21 protein-coding genes are annotated in these 18,716 nt (G+C 64.0%); 9 read left to right on the forward strand and 12 right to left on the reverse strand.

The genetic code is table 11. From position 1 onward, the window contains the following. The first annotated feature begins 36 nt into the window (after positions 1-36). Positions 37-1,059, forward strand: coding sequence for a LacI family DNA-binding transcriptional regulator (locus tag QM716_RS06900; RefSeq protein WP_283303429.1), 1,023 nt, complete (start codon positions 37-39; stop codon positions 1,057-1,059). 53 nt (positions 1,060-1,112) lie between these two features. Here QM716_RS06900 and QM716_RS06905 read toward each other — a convergent pair whose 3' ends face one another. From QM716_RS06905 to sdhC, 4 genes are read right to left on the reverse strand one after another with little or no spacing between them, the layout of a single operon-like run. Further along, entirely contained in the window at positions 1,113-1,880 is a 768-nt protein-coding gene (locus QM716_RS06905; RefSeq protein WP_003940925.1) for a succinate dehydrogenase iron-sulfur subunit, read from the reverse strand. Next, positions 1,880-3,631, reverse strand: a complete 1,752-nt coding sequence (sdhA, locus tag QM716_RS06910) for a succinate dehydrogenase flavoprotein subunit (RefSeq protein WP_283303432.1) — start codon at positions 3,629-3,631, stop codon at positions 1,880-1,882. The genes QM716_RS06905 and sdhA overlap by 1 nt, the downstream gene beginning before the upstream one ends. Positions 3,632-3,646: 15 nt before the next feature. Continuing rightward, complete coding sequence (locus tag QM716_RS06915; protein WP_003940699.1) at positions 3,647-4,102, reverse strand: succinate dehydrogenase hydrophobic membrane anchor subunit; 456 nt, start codon at positions 4,100-4,102, stop codon at positions 3,647-3,649. A 1-nt stretch (position 4,103) separates the two neighbouring features. Next, a complete protein-coding gene (sdhC, locus tag QM716_RS06920; RefSeq protein ID WP_020969155.1) occupies positions 4,104-4,508 on the reverse strand; it encodes a succinate dehydrogenase, cytochrome b556 subunit in 405 nt (134 codons plus the stop codon). Between the two features lie 253 nt (positions 4,509-4,761). Here sdhC and QM716_RS06925 point away from each other — a divergent pair, with 253 nt between their 5' ends. The 3 genes from QM716_RS06925 to QM716_RS06935 are packed head-to-tail and all read left to right on the forward strand — an operon-like array spanning position 4,762 to position 7,549. Continuing rightward, on the forward strand, positions 4,762-5,166 hold the full coding sequence (locus QM716_RS06925; protein WP_283303434.1) for a cytidine deaminase: 405 nt from the start codon (positions 4,762-4,764) through the stop codon (positions 5,164-5,166). Next, positions 5,159-6,454, forward strand: coding sequence for a thymidine phosphorylase (locus tag QM716_RS06930; protein ID WP_283303436.1), 1,296 nt, complete (start codon positions 5,159-5,161; stop codon positions 6,452-6,454). Before QM716_RS06925 ends, QM716_RS06930 begins: the two co-directional genes overlap by 8 nt. 9 nt (positions 6,455-6,463) lie before the next feature. Then, complete coding sequence (locus tag QM716_RS06935; RefSeq protein WP_283303438.1) at positions 6,464-7,549, forward strand: adenosine deaminase; 1,086 nt, start codon at positions 6,464-6,466, stop codon at positions 7,547-7,549. A 15-nt stretch (positions 7,550-7,564) separates the two neighbouring features. Here QM716_RS06935 and QM716_RS06940 read toward each other — a convergent pair whose 3' ends face one another. Genes QM716_RS06940 through QM716_RS06960 form a run of 5 tightly spaced genes read right to left on the reverse strand, consistent with a single transcriptional unit; the run spans position 7,565 to position 10,797 of the window. After that, on the reverse strand, positions 7,565-8,803 hold the full coding sequence (locus QM716_RS06940; RefSeq protein ID WP_283303440.1) for a SatS C-terminal domain-containing protein: 1,239 nt from the start codon (positions 8,801-8,803) through the stop codon (positions 7,565-7,567). 47 nt (positions 8,804-8,850) lie between these two features. Continuing rightward, positions 8,851-9,150: a YbaB/EbfC family nucleoid-associated protein gene (locus QM716_RS06945; protein WP_283303442.1), complete on the reverse strand. Its 300-nt coding sequence runs from the start codon at positions 9,148-9,150 to the stop codon at positions 8,851-8,853. Then, positions 9,147-9,500 (reverse strand): hypothetical protein, encoded by a 354-nt coding sequence (locus QM716_RS06950; RefSeq protein WP_502941971.1) that lies wholly within the window; start codon positions 9,498-9,500, stop codon positions 9,147-9,149. The genes QM716_RS06945 and QM716_RS06950 overlap by 4 nt, the downstream gene beginning before the upstream one ends. Continuing rightward, positions 9,497-10,486, reverse strand: a complete 990-nt coding sequence (locus tag QM716_RS06955; protein WP_283303444.1) for a C40 family peptidase — start codon at positions 10,484-10,486, stop codon at positions 9,497-9,499. The genes QM716_RS06950 and QM716_RS06955 overlap by 4 nt, the downstream gene beginning before the upstream one ends. Further along, the gene (locus tag QM716_RS06960) at positions 10,483-10,797 is read right to left on the reverse strand and encodes a type VII secretion target (RefSeq protein WP_283303446.1); all 315 of its coding nucleotides are present in this window, start codon (positions 10,795-10,797) and stop codon (positions 10,483-10,485) included. Before QM716_RS06960 ends, QM716_RS06955 begins: the two co-directional genes overlap by 4 nt. A gap of 81 nt (positions 10,798-10,878) precedes the next feature. On the opposite strand from QM716_RS06960, the gene upp reads away from it, so the two are divergent. Further along, positions 10,879-11,502 (forward strand): uracil phosphoribosyltransferase, encoded by a 624-nt coding sequence (gene upp / locus QM716_RS06965; protein WP_007727319.1) that lies wholly within the window; start codon positions 10,879-10,881, stop codon positions 11,500-11,502. Here the strand turns inward: upp and QM716_RS06970 are convergent. Next, complete coding sequence (locus QM716_RS06970; RefSeq protein ID WP_283303448.1) at positions 11,499-13,091, reverse strand: phospho-sugar mutase; 1,593 nt, start codon at positions 13,089-13,091, stop codon at positions 11,499-11,501. The two genes, upp and QM716_RS06970, sit on opposite strands and share 4 nt — an antisense overlap. Beyond that, positions 13,088-13,885 (reverse strand): purine-nucleoside phosphorylase, encoded by a 798-nt coding sequence (locus QM716_RS06975; RefSeq protein WP_283303450.1) that lies wholly within the window; start codon positions 13,883-13,885, stop codon positions 13,088-13,090. Before QM716_RS06975 ends, QM716_RS06970 begins: the two co-directional genes overlap by 4 nt. Positions 13,886-13,952: 67 nt before the next feature. Here QM716_RS06975 and QM716_RS06980 point away from each other — a divergent pair, with 67 nt between their 5' ends. Genes QM716_RS06980 through QM716_RS06995 form a run of 4 tightly spaced genes read left to right on the forward strand, consistent with a single transcriptional unit; the run spans position 13,953 to position 18,101 of the window. Continuing rightward, a complete protein-coding gene (locus QM716_RS06980; RefSeq protein WP_192712553.1) occupies positions 13,953-14,651 on the forward strand; it encodes an enoyl-CoA hydratase-related protein in 699 nt (232 codons plus the stop codon). Positions 14,652-14,663: 12 nt separating this feature from the next. After that, positions 14,664-15,824 (forward strand): M20 family metallopeptidase, encoded by a 1,161-nt coding sequence (locus QM716_RS06985; protein ID WP_283303452.1) that lies wholly within the window; start codon positions 14,664-14,666, stop codon positions 15,822-15,824. Continuing rightward, on the forward strand, positions 15,821-16,969 hold the full coding sequence (locus tag QM716_RS06990; protein ID WP_283303454.1) for a M20 family metallopeptidase: 1,149 nt from the start codon (positions 15,821-15,823) through the stop codon (positions 16,967-16,969). The genes QM716_RS06985 and QM716_RS06990 overlap by 4 nt, the downstream gene beginning before the upstream one ends. A 55-nt stretch (positions 16,970-17,024) precedes the next feature. After that, a complete protein-coding gene (locus tag QM716_RS06995) occupies positions 17,025-18,101 on the forward strand; it encodes a hypothetical protein (RefSeq protein WP_283303456.1) in 1,077 nt (358 codons plus the stop codon). A 38-nt stretch (positions 18,102-18,139) separates the two neighbouring features. Here QM716_RS06995 and QM716_RS07000 read toward each other — a convergent pair whose 3' ends face one another. Then, positions 18,140-18,610, reverse strand: coding sequence for a gamma-glutamylcyclotransferase family protein (locus QM716_RS07000; RefSeq protein ID WP_283303458.1), 471 nt, complete (start codon positions 18,608-18,610; stop codon positions 18,140-18,142). Positions 18,611-18,716: the final 106 nt, after the last annotated feature.

An 18,716-nucleotide genomic window follows, 5' to 3' on the forward strand; every position in this document is an offset into this window, starting at 1 on the left:
GAAAAACCATCAAATATCCATCATTGTGAGGTAGTTGTGGCGCATCGATTCAAAGTGCGAGAGATCGCCCAACAGTCGGGCCTGAGTGAGGCCACCGTCGACCGGGTGCTCAACAACCGTCCTGGAGTTCGCGAGGGCACACGATCGGAGGTTCGCCAGGCGATCACGGACCTGGAACGTCAACGCTCGCAACTGAAACTGGTCGGTCGAACATTCATCGTCGACGTCGTGTTGCAAACTCCCGCACGGTTTTCCGACGCCGTCCGCGACGCGCTCGAGGCCGAACTGCCGACCCTTGCGCCCGCTGTGGTGCGGTCCCGGTTCCACTTTCGTGAAACCGGTTCGGTAGAAGCGATGACATCGACGCTCGACAAGATTCGCCGACGCGGGTCCCACGGTGTCATCGTCAAGGCTCCCGACACTCCGGAGGTCGTGGCGGCGATCGATCGGCTCGTAGCGGCAAAGATTCCGGTCGTCACATTGGTGACCGACGTTGCCGGCAGCAGGCGAGCCGCCTACATCGGCATCGACAACCGAGCCGCCGGAGCCACTGCCGCGTATTTGATAGATCAGTGGCTGGGGGATCGGGACGGCAACGTGCTGGTCAGCATGAGCAGCGGGTTCTTTCGAGGGGAGGAAGAACGGGAGATGGGATTTCGCTCCGCCATGCGCGTCTCGGCTCCGCATCGACGTTTGATCGACATTCCGAACAGTGACGGTCTGGATCAGACGAGTAGGAAACTGGTGCGGGCGGCGCTCGAATCCGATCCGCAGATCCGGGCTGTGTATTCGATCGGTGGTGGAAACCTGGCCACGGTCGACGCGTTCGACGAAGCGAACCGGGAGTGCTCCGTCTTCGTCGCCCACGATCTCGACGGAGACAATCGAAAGTTGCTGGGGGAGAGGCGAATATCGGCGGTACTCCACCACGATCTGCGGGCGGATCTTCGCACTGCCTGTCAGGTGGTCATGAAAGAACACGGTGCCATGGGCGCCCACTTCGGCTTTACGACGTCACCGGTTCAGGTCGTGACTCCGCTCAACATGCCCCCGACATAGCTGTGCGCGGTCAAGGAGTCCGGAGACTCCCTAACCGCGCACAGGCCGAAGGCCTAACGAGCGAAGAGCAGCGCTCGCTTGACTTCCTGAATAGCCTTTGTCACCTGGATGCCGCGAGGGCACGCGTCGGTGCAGTTGAACGTGGTGCGGCAACGCCACACGCCGTCCTTGTCGTTCAGGATGTCGAGACGCTCGGAAGCGGCCTCGTCACGGCTGTCGAAGATGAACCGGTGTGCGTTCACGATGGCAGCGGGACCGAAGTAGCTGCCGTCGCTCCAGTACACGGGGCACGACGTGGTGCAGCATGCGCAGAGGATGCACTTGGTGGTGTCGTCGAAACGAGCACGGTCGTGCTGGCTCTGGATGCGCTCACGAGTGGGCTCGTTGCCACTGGTGATGAGGAACGGCTTCACGGCGCGGAATGCGTCGAAGAAGGGCTCCATGTCGACAACCAGGTCCTTCTCGACGGGCAGGCCCTTGATGGGCTCGACCGTGATGGTGACAGGCTTGCCGTCCTTGGGGAGCATGTCCTTCATCAGCAGCTTGCAGGCCAGACGGTTCACACCGTTGATCCGCATGGCGTCCGATCCACAGACTCCGTGTGCGCAGCTGCGACGGAACGTGAGGGTGCCGTCGAGGTAGCCCTTCACGTACAGCAGCAGGTTGAGCAGACGGTCGGTGGGCAGTGCCGGAACCTGGAAACTATCCCAGTGCTGGCCCTCGCCCGATTCAGGGTTCATCCGCGCGATCTTGAGAGTGACCATGACGGCCCCCTCGGGAACAGCGGGGAGTTTGGGTGCATCTACAGCAGGCGCAGACATCAGTACTTACGCTCCATCGGCTCGTAGCGGGTCTGGATCACCGGCTTGTAGTCCAGACGGATGTCGGAGAGCAGGCCGTCACCCTCCTTGTACGCCATCGTGTGCTTCATGTATTCGGCGTCGTTGCGATCCGGGAAGTCCTCGCGAGCGTGGCCGCCGCGCGATTCCTTGCGGTTGAGGGCACCGACGACGGTGACCTCTGCCATTTCGAGGAGGAAGCCCAGCTCGATGGCCTCGAGCAGGTCGCTGTTGTAGCGCTTGCCCTTGTCCTGGACCGTGATGTGGTTGTAGCGCTCCTTGAGAGCTCGCACATCCTCGAGTGCCTGGGTGAGGCGCTCTTCGGTGCGGAAGACGGAGGCGTTGTTGTCCATCGACTGCTGCAGTTCGGTGCGGATGTCCGCAACGCGCTCGTGGCCGTGATCGGACAGGATGACGCCGACCCAGTCTTCGACCATCGCAGCCGGGGTTTCCGGCAGGTCGACGAACTCGGTGGAGTTCGCGTACTCGGCGGCAGCGATGCCGGCGCGGCGGCCGAACACGTTGATGTCGAGGAGCGAGTTGGTGCCGAGGCGGTTTGCACCGTGCACGGAGACGCAGGCACATTCGCCGGCGGCGTACAGGCCCTTGACGACCTCGTCGTTGTTGCGCAGAACCTCACCGTTGATCTTGGTGGGGATACCGCCCATGACGTAGTGGCACGTCGGGTAAACGGGCACGGGCTCCTTGACGGGGTCCACGCCGAGGTAGGTGCGCGAGAACTCCATGATGTCGGGGAGCTTCTCGTCGAGAACTTCCTCGGGGATGTGCGTCACATCGATGTAGACGTAGTCCTTGTTCGGGCCGGCGCCGCGGCCTTCGAGGACTTCGAGGACCATCGAACGAGCCACGATGTCACGCGGAGCGAGGTCCTTGATGGTGGGGGCGTAGCGCTCCATGAAGCGCTCACCGTCGGCATTACGGAGAATGCCTCCTTCACCACGGACAGCTTCCGAGATCAGGATGCCGAGACCGGCGAGTCCTGTCGGGTGGAACTGGTGGAACTCCATGTCCTCGAGGGGCAGGCCCTTGCGGAAGATGATGCCCATGCCGTCACCGGTGAGGGTGTGTGCGTTGGACGTCGTCTTGTACATGCGTCCCGAGCCGCCGGTCGCGAAGATGATCGACTTGGCGTGGAAGATATGCAGCTCGCCGGTCGAGAGCTCGTAGCAGATGACACCGGTGGCAACCGGGCCGTCCTCGGTCTCGGTGATGGCGATGTCGAGCGCGTAGAACTCGTTGAAGAATTCGACGTCGTGCTTGACGCAGTTCTGGTAGAGCGTCTGCAGGATCATGTGACCGGTGCGGTCGGCTGCGTAACACGCACGGCGGACGGGTGCCTTGCCGTGGTCACGGGTGTGGCCACCGAATCGACGCTGGTCGATCTTGCCTTCGGGCGTGCGGTTGAACGGCAGACCCATCTTCTCGAGGTCGAGCACCGCGTCGATGGCCTCTTTGGCCATGATCTCGACGGCGTCCTGGTCGGCGAGGTAGTCGCCGCCCTTGACGGTGTCGAAGGTGTGCCACTCCCAGTTGTCTTCCTCCACGTTCGCCAGTGCGGCACACATGCCGCCCTGTGCCGCGCCGGTGTGGCTGCGGGTGGGGTAGAGCTTGGTCAGTACGGCCGTGCGGGCACGGGGGCCAGCTTCGATTGCCGCACGCATGCCTGCGCCGCCGGCGCCGACGATGACCACGTCATAACGATGTTCCTGCATGAAGTCTGTGCTCCCCTAGCTCGCCGAGATATTGGGGTCGAAGGTGAAGATGACGTACGTGCCCAGGCCCATGATCAGGATCATCGAGAGAACGAGGATCGTGGTCAGCCAGAAGCGCGTGGAGTCCTTGCGGGAGTAATCCGCGATGACCGTGCGCAGGCCGTTGCCGCCGTGCAGCTGTGCCAGCCACAACATCGTCAAGTCCCAGAACTGCCAGAACGGGCTGGACCAGCGACCTGCGACGAATGCGAAGTTCAGACGGTGTACGCCACCGTCGAGCATCAGCATGATGAACATGTGGCCCAGGACCAGAACGATCAGGGCGACGCCGGAGAAGCGCATGAACAGCCATGCGTACAACTCGAAGTTGTTCCGAGCCTTCGCACGCGGGGACCGCGGGTTGTCCAGGCTTGCGGGACGATCGTATGAGGTGCCCAGGCTCTTGGCTTCGGGTCCGTGAGTAGTCGCCATGTCAGTGCTCCGCAAACATGTTGATGAGGATGCGTCCGGCGCCTGGGATCATCACCAGGAACCAGATCGTCAGAATGGTCCAGAGCATGACGCGCTGGTACTTCGGGCCCTTCGACCAGAAGTCCACCAACATCACGCGCACGCCGTTGAGGGCGTGGTAAAGGACTACGCCGACGAGGCCGATCTCCATGAGGCCGACGAGGGGGTTCTTGTACGTGTCGATGACGGCGTCGTACGTATCGGGATTGACCCGAACGAGTGCCGTATCGAGAACGTGTACGAATAGGAAGAAGAAAGTAGCGACGCCTGTGATCCGGTGTAGAACCCAGGACCACATTCCGGGGTCGCCCCGGTAAAGCGACCTCGTGCGCTCCTTCTGAGGAGCGGCTTCAGTCGTAGTACTCATCGAGTGCTGTGCCTCCAACGTCATTGGTGGACGCGTCGAGCCTGCAGAGAGCTTCGATGTACCTCAGCCCGGGCTCGACGGGATCCTGAACCGACTTGACTCAGACTCTAAACCTATGTGAAACCGGGAACTAATCAGATGCGGGATTCGTACGCGTGCCAAACTCTTTGTAAGGTTTGCCTTTCCAATCTCCGGGAGACGGTTACGGCGTGGTTTCTGCATCCATTCAGTCAGCGTGATTGGATAGCGAACCATGGGTGACATCGACTGGAAGTTGTTGCGGCACAACGCGCAAGTGGTCATGCGGCAGGCCTATGCGCCGTACTCGGGGTATGCGGTTGGTGCAGCGGCCCTGGTAGACGATGGTCGTATCGTCTCAGGATGCAATGTGGAAAATGTCTCATACGGTTTGAGTCTGTGCGCCGAATGTGGACTCGTCGGTAACTTGGCCGCCACCGGGGGTGGGCGGCTGCTGGCCTTCACGTGCTGCGACGCGAACGGCTCGATTCTGATGCCCTGCGGCAGGTGTAGGCAGCTTCTTCTCGAGCATGGCGGGGGTGAGATGCTTGTCGACACGAGCAGCGGCTTCAGGCCGCTGAGCGAGCTGTTGCCCGATGCTTTCGGGCCGGAACAAGCAGAGGGGCTCCGCCATGTTTGACGCAGTTTCGATCATCGGCGCCAAGCGTGACGGCCGCGAACTGTCTGGGACCGAGATCGACTGGATAGTTCAGGCGTTCACGCAGGGGGTCGTCGGCGACGAACAGATGTCGGCGCTCGCGATGGCGATCTATTTCCGCGGAATGTCGCGGGCGGAGACCGGTCGATGGACCGAGGCGATGATCGAATCCGGCGGGAGGATGGACTTTTCGGACTTGCCGCTGCCCACCGTCGACAAACATTCGACCGGTGGAGTGGGGGACAAGATCACCCTTCCGCTCGCGCCCCTCGTAGCTGCGTGCGGTCTTGCAGTCCCGCAGTTGTCGGGACGCGGACTGGGCCACACCGGTGGAACACTCGACAAGCTCGAGGCCATTGCGGGTTGGCGCGCCGACCTCACGGCGGCGGAGATGGTCGACATTCTCTCGGACCCGAAAATCGGCGCCGTGATCTGCGCTGCCGGAGCGAACCTGGCCCCGGCCGACAAAAAGCTCTACGCGCTGCGCGACGTGACCGGAACGGTGGAATCCATTCCGCTGATCGCAAGTTCGATCATGAGCAAGAAGATCGCCGAGGGGACCGGCGCCCTGGTGCTCGACGTCAAAGTCGGTTCCGGGGCGTTCATGAAGGACCTCGGCGACGCCCGAGAGCTGGCGCGCACGATGGTCGAATTGGGCAACGACGCCGGTGTGCGCACAAGCGCCCTCATCACCGGCATGGACACTCCGCTGGGATTGACGGCCGGCAACGCTCTCGAAGTACGAGAATCCGTCGAGGTGCTGGCCGGCGGTGGTCCGTCGGACGTCGTCGAGCTGACCCTGGTTCTGGCTCGGGAAATGCTGTCCGCGGCCGGGATCGACGGTATCGACCCGGCAGACAAACTTGCCGACGGCACAGCCATGGACCGATGGCGCGCGATGATCGGCGCACAAGGTGGGGACCCACACGCAGTACTGCCGGTGGCCCGGCACAGCGACGTCGTCACCGCAGATCGAGACGGCGTGCTGACCCGACTCGACGCCATGGCGGTGGGCGTCGCAGCCTGGAAACTCGGAGCCGGACGCGAACGGCAGGGTGAAGCCGTGCAGGCCGGTGCCGGCATCGAGATGCACGCAAAGCCCGGCGAAGTGGTCCGCGCCGGGCAGAAGCTGATGACACTGCACACGGACACTCCCGAGAGATTTGATGCAGCGCGTCGGAGCCTCGGCGGTGGCTGGTCGATCGGGACCGAACCCGACACCGTTTCGCGGCCGCTGCTCATCGAGCGAATTGTGGGTGATTCGCGTTAGCGTTGGCGAATGAACGCACCGGAGTTGACCACGATCCGCAGCGCACCCAAAGTTCTTCTCCACGACCATCTCGACGGAGGGCTCCGACCCGAGACTGTTCTCGAACTGGCCGAGCAGTGTGGCTACGACGAGCTACCGGCGAATTCGGCATCCGAACTGGCACAATGGTTCCGAACTGCCGCTGACAGTGGATCACTCGAGCTCTACCTCGAAACGTTCGCGCACACAGTCGCCGTGATGCAGACCCCGGAAGGACTTGCACGGGTCGCGCGCGAGTGCGCCGAGGATCTGGCCGACGACAACGTCGTCTATGCCGAAATCCGTTTTGCGCCCGAGCAGCACCTGGAACAGGGCCTGAGTTTGGACGAGGTCGTCGAGCACGTGCTCGAGGGCTTCCGAGCCGGCGAATCCGCTGCCAGGGTCGCCGGACGGGAGATCCGAATCGGGTGTCTCCTGACGGCGATGAGGCATGCCGCCCGGTCGCGGGAGATCGCCGAACTCGCCGTGCGATTCCGGGACCGCGGGGTGGTCGGGTTCGACATCGCCGGCGCCGAGGCCGGAAACCCACCGAGCCGGCATCTCGACGCTTTCGAATACATGCGTGATGCGAACGCCCACTTCACGATCCACGCGGGTGAGGCCTTCGGATTGCCGTCGATCCACGAAGCGATCGCGTTCTGCGGAGCGGACCGGTTGGGCCACGGTGTGCGGATCGTCGACGATATCGACGTAGGCGGCCAAGGTGGGGCAGAACTGGGCCGACTCGCGAACTACGTCCGTGACATGCGCATTCCCCTGGAACTGTGCCCGAGTTCGAACGTGCAGACCGGAGCCGTAGCCGCCTTGGCGGACCATCCGTTCGGACTGTTGGCGGACTTGCGCTTCCGAGTGACCGTCAACACCGACAACAGGCTGATGAGCGACACCAGCATGAGCCGGGAAATGGCGGCGTTGGTCGAGACCTTCGGTTACGGCTGGACCGATCTGGAACGCTTCACCATCAATGCTATGAAGTCGGCCTTCATCCCGTTCGACGAGCGTCTCGCGTTGATCGACGACGTCATCAAGCCGGGCTACGCCGTGCTCATCGGTTAGAGGCCGTTCACCCGTCTACTCGGGTCGCAGCCGGGTCTCGAACTCACGCTCGAGTTCGCGCCAGGTCTCGGATTCCTTGGTGAACGGTGCGCTCGGAGCCATCCGCGACGGATCGGGGTTGAGGAGGTACGAGACGTACCAACCCAGCTCGTTCGATGCGGACAGAACTTCCTCGGTGGAGTCGTCGGCGGCGAAATCCGCTGCATCGGTGAACAATTCGACGGCCAGTTCCAGTTGCTCGGCGTCGACGACGTCCGGGCCCTGCGCGAGGTCGTCGGCGATGCCGGGCAGAACGTAGACGTTCTCGTCCGTGACTTCGATTTCGAGTGAACCGTCGACGGCAGCATTCTGAATTTCGCCGTACGTGCTGACCTGCGAGAGATCGTGTTCGTGGTTGTCGGCGAGATAGCGAGCGAGCGCGCGCTCGCTACGGAAGACGGTGATGAGTCCGTCCTTGCCGAGGAAGATCGCCTGATCTCCCATGTAGCAGCGCAGAGTGTAGAACGTCTCGGCCGAGGTGATGATGCGGATCGGGTCGACACCGACCTCGCCCCAGAAGGTCTCGACTTCGTCTTCCTCCTCGTCGAGGTCGTCCTCGTCGAATTCCTCGTCCTCGCCCTCCTCGGCGACATCGTCGGCGTCGACGGTGTTCTCGGCAGCGGCGAGCAGTTCAGCTTCGGCGACCGCGACGGCGGCAGCGTCGACCTTCGGGGAGGTGACCACCTTGTCGATGGCGTCGAGGACGGCGTCCCAGTCCTTGACGATTGCAGCGCCGACCTGATCCCACAGCTCCAGTCCTTCGCGACCTTCGAAGGTGCCGGCGCCGGTGGCCAGCGCGCCGAGTACCGGATGGCCGCTGAAGAAGCGGATGACCGCGTCGAGTTCGCACACCTCACCGATGTTGCGAGCCATGTTCAGGGTGTCTTCGAGTTCCGAGACCACCAGTGCCTCAGGGTCACCTGCAGCCAGTTCGGGCACGCCGACGAAGTCGAAGGTGAAGTTCTCTTCCGGCTCGAGTTCGGCTGCCGACAGTCCGGAGACGACGGCCCACGCCGGATGCTCGACCAGGTCGTTGTCCGAGTCGGTGCGGATGAAGGCCGCGAGTTCCGCGACGGAGGAGAACCCGTAGAGGTCTTCCTCATGGCCGAGGAACGCTTCCCACTCGTCGTCGCCCTCGCGCCAGCGGGGTGCCCACAAAGTGACGAGGTCTCCGTCGGTGAGTCCGATTTCGATAGGGACGATGTCTCCAGCCATGGGCGGAAGCCTATCCACCGCAGAGCGAAAGGCATAGCGGGGGTTGGTCACGTTTGTTTCAGCGACACACGGAGCTCACCCACCAGTCGCTCTCGTTCATCATTGGATTGCCGAACTGCCTGGTGAATGGTTGCCACCGTCAGTGCGGCGACCGTGCGCGAATCCATGGCGGTGATCGCATCGGTGATCCGCAAGTCGACCAGAGCGCCCAGCCCGTCGACAGTCGCTGTGACTATCCCACCGTCGCCCGAGACGACTGCCCGCAGAGCGTTGACCCCGTCGACGGCGTCCTGCAACAGCCCGGTCCGGTGTTTCGCCAACTCCATGATTCGATCCATCTCGTTCATATCGAACGCATCCAGCTCGACGGCAGGCTCTGGTCCTCTGTGGCGTCGACATCAGCCAGTTCGTCTCGGGTCGCGAGACCGAGTCGATCGAGGATCGCCGCCGGGACGCCGGTCTCCTCGAGCTCCACACGATGGCGGACACCGGCTTCGATTGCCGCCTTCGAGGACAGCGCGAGTATCTGCTGCGCCAACCGTGCGCCGCCGTACCGCAGTTCACCCTGGCTGATCCGCAGGTCCACGGGAACGGCGTGCTCCGTGGCGCGGACCGCGATGGTTCCGGCGCGGTTGACGGCAACGGCTGTGATGATCGACGGTGATTCCCGCATGGTCTCGGACATGATTCCTGTCATTCTGTCGGACGGTAGAAGCCGTGAAAGCCCATGCCGCTGTTCGTGGTTCGAATGGAACTGACTTCGACTGGGTCCCCGGCTTCGACCATCTGGCCGTTGCCGATCACCATGGCGACGTGTCCGTCCCAGACCGCGAGGTCGCCCGGCATCAGATTGTTCTGATCGACCTGGTTCCCGATTCCTTGTTCCTGGGCCAACCTCGGAATATCGACTCCGGCCTGGCCGTACGCCCATTGCGTCAACCCGCTGCAGTCCAGCCCGACTCCAGGTGTCGTGCCTCCCCACGCGTATGGGACGCCCTGTTGAGTGAGCGCGTTGCGTACGGCGGCAGCGGCCTCGGCGTTCGGTGCGGTGGCTATCGAGCCGTCGGGAAGTTCGACCTCTACTCCACCTGCGGAACCGGAACCACCTGCGGAACCGGAACCACCTGCGGAACCGGAGGCGCCCGGCGAACCGGAGACTCCTGGAGCGGACTCCGGTATCGGTACGGGTGGGATCAGCGCGGACATCTTGTCGGTCGATCCGGCCAGTTCGCCGCGTACCCGCTCGACTACCGACACCGCCCGTGCGAGGTGCTCCAACGCGGCCGACAGCAACATCAATTGCCCCGTCGGCGTCGCGAGCGTCGGCCCGGCCTTGATCGCGAGGGTCAGAAAGGACTGAAGAATCTCACTGAGTTCGGTCATTCCCGCGGACACGGACGTTGTGGCTTCGTCCACGACGCCGGCGATGTTGCTCCCGCGATCGGCGAGGTTTTGCGTCGACGTCTGCGCCTGCTCGGTTTTGGTCACCGCGGCGGTGAGGGCATCCGAACTTTGTGAGGGCGCCAGTTCGCTCAGTGCGGCTCTTCCCAATTGGTAGGCGATCTCGAGGGCGTCCGAAGCGATTCGGATTCCGACGTCGGGTCCGCCCGGGCCGGCGACACCGGTCCCGACAGTGTCGACCAGATCGATGATCGGTCGAGCGAGAGCGTCGACGTCGATCATGAGCGTGCAGCTTCAGCGAGAGCCGTTCGTACGGATTCCTCGGAGTCGAGATAGGTGGCGTGGGCGTCAAGCGTGGCGGACTGGACGCCCACGATCACGGCGGACAGTCGATCGATGTCGTCGACATGCGCTTGTTGTGCTCGGCCCGCGACGCCAACGAAGTCTCCACCGATCAGCCCCAGCACCGAGGACAGAGCCGTGTGATCGCCGCCGGCCGCGTCCTGTCGCGCTTGCGCGACGTTGTCGGCAACAGTGCCCAACCGCGCGGCGAACTCCGCGATGCCTTCGGTGTGTAGATCCAGATTTGTCAACTTGTCTTCCCCCCGTTGCGCTTACTCCTTCTTGGACGCCGCGCGGGGTGCTTCGGTTCCAGAGGAACTATTCTGATTGTCATGCAAACGCACGTAGTCGACCATCCGCTCGCGGCGGCCCTCTTGACCACAATGCGTGATGCACGCAGTGAGAACGCGACGTTTCGTTCAGCACTTCGCAGGCTCACGCACATGCTGGTCTACGAGGCCATGCGTGACGCGGAGGTCGAGGAGTTCCCGGTCGACACCCCGGTAGCAGCGACGACAGGCATTCGGCTTGCGAAGCCGCCGTTGTTGGTACCGGTGCTGCGCGCCGGCCTGGGCATGGTCGAACAAGCCAGTGCACTGATTCCGTCGGCCGGCGTTGGCTTTGTCGGAATGGCTCGTGACGAAGAGACACATCAGCCGGTTCCGTACCTCGAATCCCTGCCCGCGGATCTGTCCGGTATCCCGGTATTCGTGCTCGATCCGATGCTCGCGACCGGTGGTTCGATGGTGCACACCATCGACTTGCTGGTTGCGCGTGGCGCGACCGATGTCACGGCAGTGTGCGTCGTGGCTGCTCCGGCCGGCGTCGACGCGCTGGCAGCCTCCGGACACCCGGTGCGTCTGGTCATCGCGAGCATCGACGACGGACTCGACGAGAACGCTTTCATCGTCCCCGGTCTCGGTGACGCCGGCGATCGGCAGTTCGGACCCCGCTAGAGCGAGAGGGCGAAGGTTCGGAGTTCGGCCAGCCGAGCCTTCGCCTGCTCGCGCGCGATCGTGAGGTCGTCGCGGTTCGCCACCGGGACCACGACTTCGAGATAGCACTTGAGCTTGGGCTCGGTGCCGGACGGTCGCACAACCACGCGGATCGACGGTCCGTCGAATATCACTGCGTCGGTGCGCATACCGCCGCGAACCAGGGACAAGTCTTCGATGGTGACGGACTCACCCGCGAGTTGACCGGGCGGATCGGCGCGTAACCGTTCCATCATTTCGGTGATGTCGCTCGAATCCTCGACGCGGCGGGATACTTGGTCCCCGCAATGCAGTCCGAATTCGACGGCATAGTCGTCGAGAACATCCAAGAGGGTTCTGTTGCTGCCCGCGAGGGTGGCAGCCAGATCGGCCACCAGTACGGCAGCCGAGATGCCGTCCTTGTCTCGCACCACATCCGGATCGACGCAGTGCCCGATCGCCTCCTCGTAGGCATAGACGAGACCGTCGCCGGCGCGCGTGAGCCACTTGAACCCGGTGAGTGTCTGCGCAAACCGCGCTCCGCGGGCTGTCGCCAACTTCGAGAGCAAAGTCGAGGAGACGATCGTCGTCGCCACCAACGAATCTTCGGGCGCCGTGCTCAGCACGTGGTCGGCCAGGAGGATCCCGGTTTCGTCGCCGCGCAACATGCGCCACTGATCACCGTCGCGAACTCCGACGGCGCAGCGGTCGGCATCCGGGTCGAGTGCGATCGCCAGATCCGCGTCGACACGTCGGGCGAGTGCGAGCAGGCGGTCTGCGGCGCCGAGCTCTTCGGGATTGGGGAACTCGACGGTCGGAAACGTGGGGTCAGGATCGAACTGCTCCGCCACGACGTGCAGATCCTCGAATCCCGCTGCTCGCAGAGCTGATATCGCGGTCTCGCCGCCGACGCCGTGCATTGCCGTGAGCGCAATCCGGATCGAGCGGGCGTCGCCGTGCGGGAGGGTCGCGATGCGCGCGATGTACTCCTCGACCAGGGAATCGTCGACGGGAAACACCGGCATTCGAGGGACGTCGGCGGCGCCACCGATGCGGGCGATCTCGCTCTCGATTTCACGATCGGCGGGGGAGACGAGTTGCGCCCCACCTGAGAGGTACACCTTGTAGCCGTTGTCGGCAGCAGGATTGTGGGAGGCGGTGATCTGGATACCCGCCGCTGCCCCGAGCCTGCGCACCGCAAACGCCACCAGCGGTGTCGGCAATGGACGGGGGAGCAGGGTCACCTCGAACCCGGCTGCCGCCATGACTTCAGCGGCGGCGAGAGCAAATTCCTCGGAACCGCGCCGAGCGTCGCGGCCGACGACAACGCGGGAGCCGCCCTGGCAGCGAGCTGTCAGCCAGGCCGCCAGTCCGGCCGTGGTCCGGATGACGACCGCGAGGTTCATGCCGTTGGGGCCGCCGCGCACCGGCCCTCGAAGCCCAGCGGTGCCGAACGCCAGTGGTGAGGAAAAGCGTTCGGCCAGTTCATGTTCCGAAAGGGCTGTCAGTTCTGCGCGGGTGACTGGGTCCGGATCGGCGTCGATCCACTCGGTGACGTGGGTAGGTGTCACAGTTGCTCGACCAGTTGACGCAACAGCACTCCCATCCGGGCTGCCGACGCTTGGCCTGCCGCCAGCACCTCCTGATGGTCGAGCGGGGCACCCGTGATTCCGGCGGCCAGGTTGGTGACCATCGAGATGCCGAGAACGCGGGCGCCGAGCGCGCGGGCTGCAATGGTCTCGTGAACCGTCGACATGCCGACCAGATCGGCCCCCAGTGTACGAAGCATTCGAATCTCGGCCGGAGTCTCGTAGTGCGGACCGGGAAGCCCGGCGTAAACACCCTCGGCAAGGCCCGGGTCGATCGAGCGAGCCAGCGCGCGCAGTTCCGGCGAGTAGGCGTCGACCAGGTCGACGAACTCCGCGCCGACGAGCGGGGACCGGGCCGTCAGGTTCAGGTGGTCACTGATCAGCACCGGTTGGCCGACGGCGTAGTTTTCAGCAATACCGCCGGCCGCGTTGGTGAGGATGACCGTGTCGGCGCCCGCGGCGACGGCCGTCCGGACCGGGTGGACGACGGTGGCGAGATCGTGGCCCTCGTACGCATGCGCGCGCCCGAGCAGCAGCAGGACTTCGGAGTTCCCGACGCGCACCGAACGAATGGTGCCCGCGTGCCCGAGCGCCGACGGTGGGGCGAAGCCAGGCAGATCGGCCATCGAGACTTCAGCCGTCACGTCCGCACCGGCGTCGCCGAACACGTCTGCGGCGTCGGTCCACCCCGACCCGAGCACGATGGCGACTGACGGTGACGAAGAACCCGTCATGGCGGACAGAGCAGCGGCGGCGGCCTCGGCGATCGTTCCCATGTGAGCAACCCTACTGAGGAGTCGGGTCGGTTCGCCGGGTGAGTTGGCGGGCGTTACTCTCCCATCCATGCCTTATCTCGAACGCGACGGCGACGTATTCATCCTGTACCTCGGCAACGAGGGCGAAACGGACAACGAGAACCGCTTCGGCCCCGAGTGGATCGACGCTGTTCACAGCAAGCTGGACGAAGTCGAAGCGCGCGAGGGGCCGGCAGCCCTGGTGACCACGGCGACGGGCAAGTTCTACACGAACGGCCTGGACACGACGTGGATCTTCGGCAATCTCGACGGTCTTCCCGGCTACCTGGACAAGGTCCACACCATCTACAGCCGGCTGCTGACCTTCCCGATGGCCACGGTCGCGGCCGTGCAGGGGCACGCATTCGGCGCCGGCGCCATGCTCGCGTCCTCGCACGATTTCCAGATCATGCGCGCGGACCGCGGCTTCTACTGCCTTCCCGAGGTCGGACTGAACATGCCGTTCACAGTCGGGATGTCTGCATTGCTGAACAGTCGTCTGCCCAAGCAGACGGCGGTCGACGCGATGACGACGGGGCGTCGATTCGGCGGCGCCGACGCGCTTGCTGCCGGCATCGTGCAGGAAACGGTCGACGGCGACGGAGTGCTCGCGGCAGCAGTGGCCAAGGCGTCGGCACTGACGTCGACTCACGGCAAGAACTTGGCGGGAATCAAGGCAGGCATCCACCGCGATGCACTTGCGGACCTCGCTCAGGTGACTGACAAGAGCAACTTCTCCTTCGGGTGAGACAATGATCGCGTGAATCAGAATGTCGACAGCGCAGTCAGGTCTGTAGAGGCCGATCTGATTGCGCTGTCGCATTCGATTCACAGCGACCCGGAACTCGCCTTCGAAGAGTTCCGCAGCGCTGCCAAAGTGTCGGACCTGCTGGCGCAGCACGGTTTCGCGGTCACTCGCGGGATCGTCGATCTGCCGACGGCTTTCGATGCCACCTACGGCAGCGGAGAGTTGGTCATCGCGATCTGCGCCGAGTACGACGCGCTGCCCGAGATCGGTCATGCCTGTGGGCACAACATCATTGCCGCAGCCGCGGTCGGAGCCGGCATCGCGTTGGCTACCGTAGCCGATGAACTGGGGATCACCGTCCGAGTGATCGGTACTCCGGCGGAGGAAACCGGTGGCGGCAAAGTTTTGATGCTCGAGCGTGGTGCATTCGACGGCGTCGGCGCGGCCATGATGGTTCATCCAGGACCGATCGACATCATCGGTGCCACCTCGCTGGCCTTGGCGGACATCGCCGTGAGCTATCACGGTCGCGAGGCGCACGCGTCTGCTGCGCCGGAATTCGGTCGAAATGCCGCCGATGCAGCGACGCTCGCGCAGGTGGCGGTCGGACTGTTGCGTCAGCACCTGCAGCCAGGCCAGCAGATTCACGGAATCGTCAGTGACGGCGGCACGGCTCCCAACATCGTGCCGGCTCGGTCCGAACTGCTCTACTACCTGCGTGCCGAGACGGCCGCGTCGTTGGCCAATCTGTCCGAGCGCGCCGGCGCCTGCTTCGCGTCGGGCGCACTCGGCACCGGATGCACCCACGAAATCCGCACGGTATCGCCCACTTACACCGAGTTGACCCCCGATCCGTGGCTGGCGGCGGCGTACCGTGAACAGATCGTCGATCTCGGGCGGGTGCCACTGGCAGTGGAATGGGAGCGCTCCCGTCCGCTGGGTAGTACGGATATGGGTAATGTGACCAATGTGATTCCGGGAATTCACCCGGTCATAGGCTTGGATTCATCGGGGGCAGTGACACATCAGCCGGAGTTTGCGGCGGCGTGTATCACCACCTCCGCAGATCGAGCGGTAGTCGACGGTGCAATTGCGTTGGCCCGCACTGCTGTCCGGGTAGCGTCCGATCCAGAACAACGCGCCCGTCTGTTGGAAGGGGTAGATCGCCGGTGAACGCGGCAATCGATACGTGGATTCACGCGCACACCGACGACCTCGTCGCGTGGCGTCGACACATCCATGCCAACCCGGAGTTGGCTCGCCGCGAATACGCGACCACCGAATTCGTCGCGACCCGCCTCACTGCCGCTGGGTTGTCGCCGAAGATCCTTCCCGGTGGCACCGGCCTCACGTGCGACATCGGACCGGAGGGTCCACGAATCGCGCTTCGCGCCGACATGGACGCTTTGCCAATGCAGGAGGCGACAAGGGCGACGTATTCGTCCACGGTCCCTGGTGTGTCTCATGCATGCGGGCACGACGCCCACACCACCATCCTGCTGGGCGCCGGATTGGCTCTGGCCACACTGCCCGAACTTCCCGTCGGGGTTCGGCTGATCTTCCAGCCTGCCGAGGAAGTCATGCCTGGCGGAGCACTCGACGTCATCGCGGCCGGCGCGCTCGACGGTGTGTCCAGAATCTTTGCTCTGCACTGCGATCCGCGACTCGAGGCAGGCCAGGTGGGAATGCGTCCGGGCGCGATCACCTCTGCTGCAGACACCATCGAGGTCGTCCTCGATTCTCCGGGTGGGCACACGTCGAGGCCGCACCTGACCACGGATCTCATCTACGCACTCGGCACCGTAGTGACCGGGCTGCCGGGAATGCTCAGCCGTCGTATCGATCCGCGTACCGGCACCGTCATGGTGTGGGGCGCGGTCAGTGCAGGTCAGGCGCCCAACGCGATTCCGCAAACCGGCATGATGACGGGCACGGTACGTACCGGCGATCACGACACGTGGGAGTTGCTCGAACCGCTCGTGGAAGAAATCGTCCACGGACTGCTCGCACCCACCGGCGTTCGCTACCAACTCAATTATCGTCGCGGAGTGCCACCGGTCGTCAACGACGAGGTGTCCACTCGGATGTTCGAGGACGCCATCGCGACCGTCGGACAAGATGCTTTGGCAGACACCCCGCAATCCGGTGGTGGCGAAGACTTTTCGTGGTACCTCGAAACCGTGCCGGGTGCCATGGCGCGGCTCGGAGTGTGGTCGGGTGAAGGCGATCAGCTCGACATCCACCAACCCACTTTCGATCTCGACGAGCGTGCACTCGGCGTCGGTGTAAAGGTTCTCACGAGCCTGGTTCTGGGATAGTTCCGGTTCCCGTCGGGGGTACCGTTTTTCGTGTCGTTCGAGTGAAGGTACGGGCATGTCCATAGGTGTGGGAGTGCGAATCGGCACATTGGTGTCGACGGCTGTCGTTGCGTCGAACGATCCGGGTTCGGCCGATCCGGTGGTGTTGGTTCGGGACACGATCCTCAATCAACGCAAGGACGGAACGACGGTGCTCGGTGGCACCGAGCAACTGGGTGCCGGTCGTGAGTTCGCCGAGAGTTGGTCGGGCTTTGTCGGTCGCGTCGGGGACCCGAGCGGCGTCGCAGGAACGGCCGATACTCGTTACCGCGCCGAGGATTTGGTGGCGACCTCGATTCGCTGTCTGTTGCAGGAATGCGAGCCGCTGCCCGATCGCGGTGGTCGAAGCGGGGGAGCCCCCGACATCGTCGCCACGTACCCGTCGCGCTGGGACTCGTCCACTGCTGCCCTCATGCAGGATTCTCTGGTCTACGCGGGCCTCGAACGAGTCACACTCGTCTCGGACGCCGAGGCGGTGTCGGCGTGGTTCGAGTCGGAAATCGCGGCACTCGCCGGCACGCTCATCGGCATCTATCACGTGGACGACACCGGGGCCGCGGTCACACTGGTGCGTTCGGGTGTCGCCGCGGGCCGCGCATTCGGCTTTGCCGGCGACGGGAGTTCGCCGAGTTCACGCCTCGCGACGGCACTGGGCGCGTTCGGTTGGATGCCGGAGAACCTGGACGCCGTAGTCGTCACCGGTGACGGAGAACCGGCGACGGACAAAGCGGCCATGATGTCCATAGCTGCCGGGATTGCCGAAAAGCTCGGCGTCAGATGTGAACTCGGCCCCGGACCCGAGCAGTCGGCCGCGCTGGGAGCCGCGATCCTCGCTGCCGGATTCACCTCGACGTCGCACACGATCGTGCCGATCGGGTTGCCGCCTTCACATGACGTGACCGAGGTGTTCGACACCCTGGGACGCGAGAAGGTGGCGGCTGAAACTGCAGCCGGGGTGGCAACAGCCGACCCGGAAACTGCAGTTTTCGCAGGCGAATCGGAGTCGCGCAGTTCCAAGCGCGTACTCGTCGGCATTGCGATTGTGGTGGTGCTCGCTGCACTCGCGGTGCTCGCGTATTTCCTGCTGCTTTGAGCAGGACAGCTATCTAGTCGGTAACTCCGTTACCGTGCCTAATCGTTAACTCCGTTACCAGGACCGACATTGCGGCTGTTTCTCGTCCGCAGTTCACGCACGTACTCGGCCGGCGCTCCGGCAATCTCGGCGGCGTCGGCCATCACGCCGATGTAGCGGGCCGACGGCAGTCCGCCTTCGTACGCATCCATGACGTAGAGCCACGCGAGAACCGCGTCGCCGGCCGTGTCGACTCGCACTCGGATCTTGCGGTGCAGACCCAGTTCGGCGCCTTCCCAGCGGTCCAGGCTTACTTCGTCCTCTTCCGGGACGTCGTAGAGAACCACGAAAACACTGGAGTCGGGATCTTCGACCACGGTGGCGAGAGCGCCCTCCCAGCCGATGTCCTCGCCGCTGAAGGTCAGGCGCCAGCCTCGCAGCCACCCTGTCCCGGACATGGGCGAGTGTGGGCAGCGCAACAACATCTGCTCGGGATGCATGTTGGAACCGTAGGCGGCATAAATCGACACGGGCGCAAGCCTAAACCGTGGTCCGAGGGTGTGGCGAAGCGGACCACCGGACGCAAGTAATCTGGTACAAGCACTGCGCGACACGTGGTGCTCGAATAGCGTGACA

The organism is Rhodococcus sp. IEGM 1409 (assembly GCF_030056735.1).
Lineage (GTDB): Bacteria > Actinomycetota > Actinomycetes > Mycobacteriales > Mycobacteriaceae > Rhodococcus_F.

Coding starts and splice junctions, on each gene's coding strand:
- QM716_RS06905 (WP_003940925.1), bottom strand. CDS start 1,880: ATGTCTGCGCCTGCTGTAGATGCACCCAAACTCCCCGCTGTTCCCGAG.
- sdhA (WP_283303432.1), bottom strand. CDS start 3,631: ATGCAGGAACATCGTTATGACGTGGTCATCGTCGGCGCCGGCGGCGCA.
- QM716_RS06915 (WP_003940699.1), bottom strand. CDS start 4,102: ATGGCGACTACTCACGGACCCGAAGCCAAGAGCCTGGGCACCTCATAC.
- sdhC (WP_020969155.1), bottom strand. CDS start 4,508: ATGAGTACTACGACTGAAGCCGCTCCTCAGAAGGAGCGCACGAGGTCG.
- QM716_RS06925 (WP_283303434.1), top strand. CDS start 4,762: ATGGGTGACATCGACTGGAAGTTGTTGCGGCACAACGCGCAAGTGGTC.
- QM716_RS06930 (WP_283303436.1), top strand. CDS start 5,159: ATGTTTGACGCAGTTTCGATCATCGGCGCCAAGCGTGACGGCCGCGAA.
- QM716_RS06935 (WP_283303438.1), top strand. CDS start 6,464: ATGAACGCACCGGAGTTGACCACGATCCGCAGCGCACCCAAAGTTCTT.
- QM716_RS06940 (WP_283303440.1), bottom strand. CDS start 8,803: ATGGCTGGAGACATCGTCCCTATCGAAATCGGACTCACCGACGGAGAC.
- QM716_RS06945 (WP_283303442.1), bottom strand. CDS start 9,150: ATGAACGAGATGGATCGAATCATGGAGTTGGCGAAACACCGGACCGGG.
- QM716_RS06950 (WP_502941971.1), bottom strand. CDS start 9,500: ATGACAGGAATCATGTCCGAGACCATGCGGGAATCACCGTCGATCATC.
- QM716_RS06955 (WP_283303444.1), bottom strand. CDS start 10,486: ATGATCGACGTCGACGCTCTCGCTCGACCGATCATCGATCTGGTCGAC.
- upp (WP_007727319.1), top strand. CDS start 10,879: ATGCAAACGCACGTAGTCGACCATCCGCTCGCGGCGGCCCTCTTGACC.
- QM716_RS06975 (WP_283303450.1), bottom strand. CDS start 13,885: ATGGGAACGATCGCCGAGGCCGCCGCCGCTGCTCTGTCCGCCATGACG.
- QM716_RS06980 (WP_192712553.1), top strand. CDS start 13,953: ATGCCTTATCTCGAACGCGACGGCGACGTATTCATCCTGTACCTCGGC.
- QM716_RS06995 (WP_283303456.1), top strand. CDS start 17,025: ATGTCCATAGGTGTGGGAGTGCGAATCGGCACATTGGTGTCGACGGCT.